Source organism: Streptomyces himastatinicus ATCC 53653 (assembly GCF_000158915.1).
Classification (GTDB): domain Bacteria; phylum Actinomycetota; class Actinomycetes; order Streptomycetales; family Streptomycetaceae; genus Streptomyces; species Streptomyces himastatinicus.
In genome coordinates, this window is the sequence record NZ_GG657754.1 from 4,335,285 (window position 1) to 4,341,720 (window position 6,436).

Annotated in this window: 5 protein-coding genes and 1 pseudogene; all 6 read right to left on the minus strand. The window is 72.3% G+C overall.

The annotated features are described in order from the left end of the window. The coding region (locus SSOG_RS17895) for a putative baseplate assembly protein (protein WP_009715652.1) at positions 1–1,476 on the minus strand (1,476 nt) is incomplete at its 3' end. Beyond that, positions 1,476–1,964 carry a GPW/gp25 family protein gene (locus SSOG_RS17900; RefSeq protein ID WP_039937964.1) on the minus strand — a complete coding sequence of 163 codons (489 nt, stop codon included), beginning with the start codon at positions 1,962–1,964 and terminating at the stop codon, positions 1,476–1,478. The genes SSOG_RS17895 and SSOG_RS17900, both read right to left, overlap by 1 nt. Further along, positions 1,964–3,870: pseudogene (locus tag SSOG_RS54850) on the minus strand (VgrG-related protein). Before SSOG_RS54850 ends, SSOG_RS17900 begins: the two are co-directional and overlap by 1 nt. Further along, complete coding sequence (locus SSOG_RS17910; protein ID WP_009715655.1) at positions 3,870–4,649, minus strand: CIS tube protein; 780 nt, start codon at positions 4,647–4,649, stop codon at positions 3,870–3,872. Before SSOG_RS17910 ends, SSOG_RS54850 begins: the two are co-directional and overlap by 1 nt. After that, positions 4,650–5,087, minus strand: a complete 438-nt coding sequence (locus tag SSOG_RS17915; RefSeq protein ID WP_009715656.1) for a phage tail protein — start codon at positions 5,085–5,087, stop codon at positions 4,650–4,652. 62 nt (positions 5,088–5,149) lie between these two features. Beyond that, on the minus strand, positions 5,150–5,452 hold the full coding sequence (locus tag SSOG_RS17920) for a hypothetical protein (protein ID WP_039937967.1): 303 nt from the start codon (positions 5,450–5,452) through the stop codon (positions 5,150–5,152). Positions 5,453–6,436 lie beyond the last annotated feature (984 nt).

Below are 6,436 nucleotides of genomic sequence, written 5' to 3' on the forward strand. Positions count from 1 at the left end.
GCGTACCGCGTAGGAGCCGTACTCCTCCAGCTTGCCCTCGATGCAGGTGATGCGGGCGGTCTCGGGGGCGGCGCGGCGGGCGAGTTCCTCGTAGTCCCGCAGGGTGACGGCGCGGTCCTGGGCGCGCAGCGTGATGGGGGCGCGGGCCTTGGCCTCCTCGACGGTCTCGCCGTCGACCCCGCCCTGTGCGGCCTCGCGGTTGACGACCTCGGCGACGTACGGGACGGAGTCGCGCAGGGTGCGGATGGCGCCGCGCGCGACGTTTCCGGTGCGCCCGCCGCCGGTGCGGTAGCGGCGGGCGCGGATCACGGCGCCCTTGGGCGGGACGGCACCGTACTGGCGCAGGGTGCCGTCGGGTTCGCGGACGGCCGGGCCGAAGGCGATCTCGCCGGTCGCCGCGTCGAGGGTGAGGTGGCGGTCGTACGGGCCGGAGGCGGCGAAGTGCGGGACGACGTCCCAGTCCACCCAGCCGCCGTCCCCGGCGAAGTCGGCCACCTGGAGGTGGAGCGGGGGCACGTCGCCGACGACGGGGGCGTGGGCGAGCCGCAGCCGCTGGCCGGGCAGCCCGGTGGACTCGCCCAGGGCCTCGTCGTACACCGACTCGGCGTGGACGGCGGGGACGGTGCCGCCCATGCTGAACGCCTCGGCGGAGCGCACGGTGGGCGAGGTGGTGTAGAAGGGCTGGTCGGACTCGGGCTCGGTGACCCGGCAGCGCAGCCAACCCGCCTCCTTACGCCCTGTGCGGGAGAGGATGTGGCCGCCGGGGATGTGGAGGACGACGTCGCCGGGGCGGTTGAGGCCACCGGTGGTGTCCTGGTCGACCTCACACCCCACCCAGCCCTCGGCGGTCCACGCCTCCCAGACCAGCGGCGGCTGCCGCGGGTCGACGCCGACGCCGTCGACCCGGCTGTCGAGCCGCAGCGCGACGGCGCAGTGCGGGACGGCGGCGCTGAGCCCGAGCAGCATGCAGTCGCCGGGCGCCGGGGATTCGGCGAAGCACAGCAGGTCCGTGCCCTCGATGAGGTCGGTGGTGCGGTCGGTGACCTCCTCCCCGCTGTGCTGCACGGCGAGGTGGCGCAACTCGCAGGGCACGACGGTGAGGTCGCGTTCGGTGGCGAAGACGATGGGGTCCTCGCTGTCGGCGCGCACGGTGGCGGTCTCGGTGCCGACGGGGATGCGGACCGGATCCTCCTGCGGCGCGGACAGCCAGAACGTGACGTCGGTGCGCGCGGCGGACGGCGGGAAGAGGGTGATGCCGACGAGGTCGAGGAAGGCCAGGTGGTTCTTCTCGGGGATCCGGTTGAGCCGGTACACGATCTGGTCGGCCATATGGGCGACGGTTTCCACCAGGGTGACCCCGGGGTCGGACACGTTGTGGTCGGTCCACTCCGGGGCGCGCCGCTGGATGTAGCGCTTGGCGTCGTCGACGAAGTGCTGGAAGCGCCGGTCGTCGAGGTTCGGGGAGGGCAGTGCCATCAGCGTTCGCTTTCGGTGGCCGGTCCGCCGCCGTCGCCGGTGCCGTCGCCGGAGCCGGTGCCGTGGTCGGGGCCGGAGGAGGACGGATCGGCGTCGTCGTGGGAGGGGATGACGTAGAACGGGAAGACGAGGTTGCGCGGGTTGTTGGTGCCGCGGATGACGTAGCGGACGTCGATGAACAGCACCCCTTGGTCGTCGCCCGCGGTCACCTCCACCTCGCGCACCTCGATGCGGGGCTCCCAACGGTCCAGGGTGGTGAACACCTCGTGCTGGATGCGGCCCGCGGTGGCCTCGTTGACCGGCGCGAAGACCAGGTCGTGGATGGCGCAGCCGAACTCCGGGCGCATGGGCCGCTCGCCCGGGGCGGTCGCGAGCACGAGCCGGATGGCCTCCTCGATCTCCCGCTCCCCGCTGACCAGGGCGATGCCCCCGGTCGGGCTGATGCGCATCGGGAACGACCATCCGGAGCCGACGAACTGCCCGGCCATCAGACCACCACCGGAATATGGCTGTTGATCGTGACGAGGCCGGTCAGGGCGACCGAGGTGCCGCCGACGGTGATGGCGCCGGGGGTCATCATCGTGAACGTCGCGGGCAGGACGTTGACCGCCCCGGCCGTCACGCTCAGGGCCCCGGTCTGGATCGAGCCGCTGCCGCCCTTGATGTTGAACGCGGCGCCCGCGGTGGCCGACAGGGCGCCGCCCGCGTTGAGGGTGAGCGCTCCCCCGGCGTTCAGGTTCATGCTGCCGCCCGCCCGCAGGCTCAGATTGCCGCCGGCCTGGACGGACACCGCCCCGGTGCCCTTGATGACGACGGTTCCCTTGCTGTCCACGCTGATCTCGGTCTTGGTGCGGTCCAGGTTGATGGTGAGCCGGTCGTTGCCGGTGCTCAGCCGCACCCCGCGCTTGCCGATCTTCTGGCTGAGCAGGTCCAGCCGGTTGTTCTCCCGGTCGGCGACGGTGTGCCGGGTCGCCTTGCCCTTGAGGGGGTCGTGCAGCGGTACGTCGCCGCGCTTCGGCTTGTCCTTGCCGTTGTAGAGGCCGCCGATGACGTACGGATGGTCCAGCGCGCCGCGGTCGAACGCGACCAGCACCTCGTCGTTGACGTCCAGCGGGAAGATGCTGCCGCCGCCCACCCCGGCGGACTGCACGGTGCGGGTCCAGTCGCTCACGTAATCCGGGTCCAGCCAGGGGAACTTCAGCTTCACCCGGCCCTGCTTCAGCGGGTCCTTCACATTGGTGACGATCGCGTTGGCCACGGACGGCATGCGGGACGCGGCCGCCTCGCCGCCGGAGGCGAGCCCGTACAGGGACCGCCACTGGCGGCCGCTGACGGTCACCACGGTCGTGTACGGCTGGCTCATCTCGAAGACGTGGCGGACACCCGTCATCGTGTACTTGCCGTCGAAGGGCTTGCCGACGTCCCGCAGCGTGACCGGGATGTCGGCGCGCAGCTTGGGGTTGCCGTGGACGGTCACCTCCATCTCGGCGAAGGCCGACGTCACATCGTCCGCCAGCGCCTGCGCCGCCCGGCCGACCTCGCCCTGCTGGTCGTACGGGAACGCGGCGTCGACCAGAATAGGACGCCCTGAACTTCGCCGTACCCTCACCCGGAATGGCGCCGTTGGCGAGGGCCGGGTTGTTCTTGGTGGGCGCCTGGGCGGTGATGGCCTTCTTGGCCTACAAAAAACCAGCCGCGCGCCTGCACCTGGGGCACCTGGTCGGCCGAGGTGACGGAGGCCCGGCAGCGCAGGACGTCCACGCTGCCGTGGAGCACGAACGGGCTCTTGTCGCCGTCCGTACTCAGCGGCGGCGCCCCGGAGGCGTTCTTACGGCTGACGAACTGGAACTTGCCCTTCGCGTCCAGGAACATCACCTTCTTGTTCTCCTCGGCCAGCCGGGCGAGGAAGTCCCAGTCGGTGATGTTGTCCTGGGTGATGAACTCGTAGGTCGTCTTGGTCGGTTCGATCCGGCCCACGGTGACCCCGCTCTTCCCGACCAGCCGCTTGGCGATGTCGGAGGCCCGCATGGAGGTGTATCCGGCCACCCGGCGCTGGCGCAGCATGCGGTGGCCCTCGTCGTAGCCGCGGACGACGGTGAACCAGCCGGTGGAGTCGTAATCCGTCTCCAGCCCGGTGACCTCGCCGGTGAACAGCGGATCCTGCGCCCCCTTGCCGCTGGCGACAGGAGCCAGGACCACCTTGGTGCCGATGTTGATCTTCGCCAGCCCCAGCAGGGTCCGCTTCGGGTCGCGGAAGGTGAGCTGGAACGCGCCGGGCACCCCCGCCCCGAAGTCCACCCATGCCGCCGCCAGGAGCGGCGCGACCTCGGTCGGGTGCAGCGGGACGTCGTCCAGCTTGACGTGGATGATGCTGGAGTACGAGATCGGCGGCATCAGGCGGTCACCTCCTCGACGGCGGGCAGGATGAGTTCGGTGCCGGGCGCCAGCCGGGACGGGTCGTCGATGCCGTTGGTCTCGGCGATCACCCGCCACACGGTGGCGTCCCCGTACTCCCGCCACGCCAGCGACTGGAGCGAATCGCCCGCCACGAGGCGGTGCACCCGGCGCGCGGTGAGCGCGCCGGACGTCGGGTTCTGCCCCTTCGTCTTGCTCGGTATCTCGTGCAGGCTCACCTGGCAGGTGGCCCGGATCGGCACCCCGGTCGTGCCGAACAGGGAGTACGTGACGTCCACGGACTCCACGTACGCCGTGAAGCGGGCGGTCGAGAACGACCCCCACTGGAAGACCACCCACGGGGTGGACGGCTGCTTCGCGGCCAGGCTCGACGCCGTCACCTCGCAGCAGGAGAAGAGCGCCTCGACCTTCTTCAGCACCTCGTTGCTGTCCGGCTGGTCCGAGGAGTCGAGGAAGACGTCGAGGTTCAGCCGCCGCGGCTCGGGCCCCATGAACTCCGGCTGGCCACCGTCCCTCACCGCCGGGCTCGGGGTCGCCTTCCAGTCCGTGCGGCGGCTCATGGTCAGCTGGGCGGGGTTGAAGTCGAAGTCGAAGTTCTTGATCAGCCCGCCGGGGGTGGTGCTCTGCCCGACCGGCGGCTCATGGATCGCGAGCGAGGCGCGGACCAGGCTCTTCCCGGCGCCGCCCTTGCCGCCCTTGCCGCCCTTGCCGCCGCCGGGGTTTCCGCCCTTGCCGCCGCCCTTGCCGTTGGTGGCCATCTACGCCGCCCCCGCATCCGTGAAGCCGTGGTGGGTGATCTCCAGAACCTCCGTGGCGACCGCCGGGCTGTCCGGACTGAGCGACGGTCCCTGCCACCGCACCGGCAGCACGTCCAGCAGCCCCCACTGGGCCACCACCGAACCGTCCGCGCGGAGGGCTGCGATCTGCCCGGTGGGGCGGGTGACACCCGTGGTGATGGACGACACCCAGGCCGCCACCTTCGCCGTATCGGGCGTGAGGGGGCGGGTCAACCGGATGCTGGAGTAGGTGACGCGGGACGGCAACTGCCAGACGAAGCCGTTGTTGCCGCCTTCCTGGTGGTGCTCGATCTCCACCTCGGACGACAGACCCTCGCAGCCGTTGAAGTACCCCAGGCTCTCGCCGTCGATGGTGAGGGTGAAGAAGATCGTGGATCCCGGGTCGAGATCACTGGGCATCGCGGGCGGCCTTCCTTCGTACGTCTTTCATGTGCGGTCTGTCGTTCGGGGCGTTCGGGGCGTCAACGTCGCGGGTCGCGCAGCTTGCCGATGCGCTCACGGTCGAGGCGGAACTCCGTTCTCAGCAGCCGGGTCAGCGGGCCGATCAGCCGGTGCACCAGCTCGTCGAACTGCCCCTCCGTGAGCGACCGCGCGTCGAACCCGGCGGTCTGGGTGGCGGTGCTGGTGGTGGTGCGCTTCGTCTGGGTGCCGCTGTCCCTGGTCTGGCTGGAGGTCCGTGCCGTACGGGACGTGGCGGCGGGTGGTGGGGTCGGGGCCGGGGCCGTTGGGGTTGGAGCGGGCGTTGCGGCGGCGTCCCGCTGCACGGTCGGGCTGGTGCGGGATGCCGTGGTCGGCGGTAGGGGAGTGCTGGGGTACGCCAGGCTGTGAGCATGCACCGGTGGCTGCGGGGCAGCGGGTGAGGCAGCCGCACGCTGCACCGCTGCGGGCGCCCCTTCGGTTGGCCGCTGTCCCATGTGCGCGGGCCCGCTCCCGGGACCCGCCAATACGGACGGGAACGGCGCCTGCGGGGATGCCGCCCCGGGCGCACGGCCCTCCGTCGGCCGCCCCAACGGCACGGACGGCGTGGGCGTCACCGCGCGCTGCACGGGCAGGGCGGCAGGCGATGCGGACGAGACCGGCGGCGTCGCCACTGCACCGGACGCTGCCTCATACGCAGGGCCCATCGGCGCGGGCTGAGGGGCCGCACCGCCGGCCGACTGTCCCGGCGCTGCCGGGCGGCCGATCGGCCCGGGCGAGGGCATAGGTCCGGCATCCGCCGCGCGCTGTACCGGCGGGGCGGGTGGAAGACCGCGACCGGTCGTCGAACCCCGCGGCGGCGGCGTGTTGCCCGTGCCGACGCGGCGCAGCGGCACCGCCGTTGGCGCACTGCTGCGCTGTACGGCCGCGGCACCGGGCGAAGGCGTCGTCGGCAACGCGGAGGTCAGCGCCCGCGCCGTTGCCAGGGGAAGCGAGGCGGGGGCCGGACGGCGTTCAACTTCCGTCCGCTGCACGGCCGGTGCGGTCTCCAGGGGTACGGGTGGCGGAAGCGTCGCCTCCCTGGGCCGTACGACCGGCAGGGGTGAGCTGGAAGGCGCGACCGCACGCTGTACGGGCGCCTGCTGTGTCGGCGTTGGCCCGCCGCTTGCCGACGGGGCGGGAGGCGAGGGCAGGGGCGCGCCCAGGCCCGGACGCCGAGGGGGCGGAGCGGCACCCGCCGGTTGCCGGGGCCCGGACGGCACGCCCGCGGTCGGTGCGCCCAGCCCCGTACCCCCGGGGCCGGGCCCGCGCCGCTGGACCGCGCGCGACTG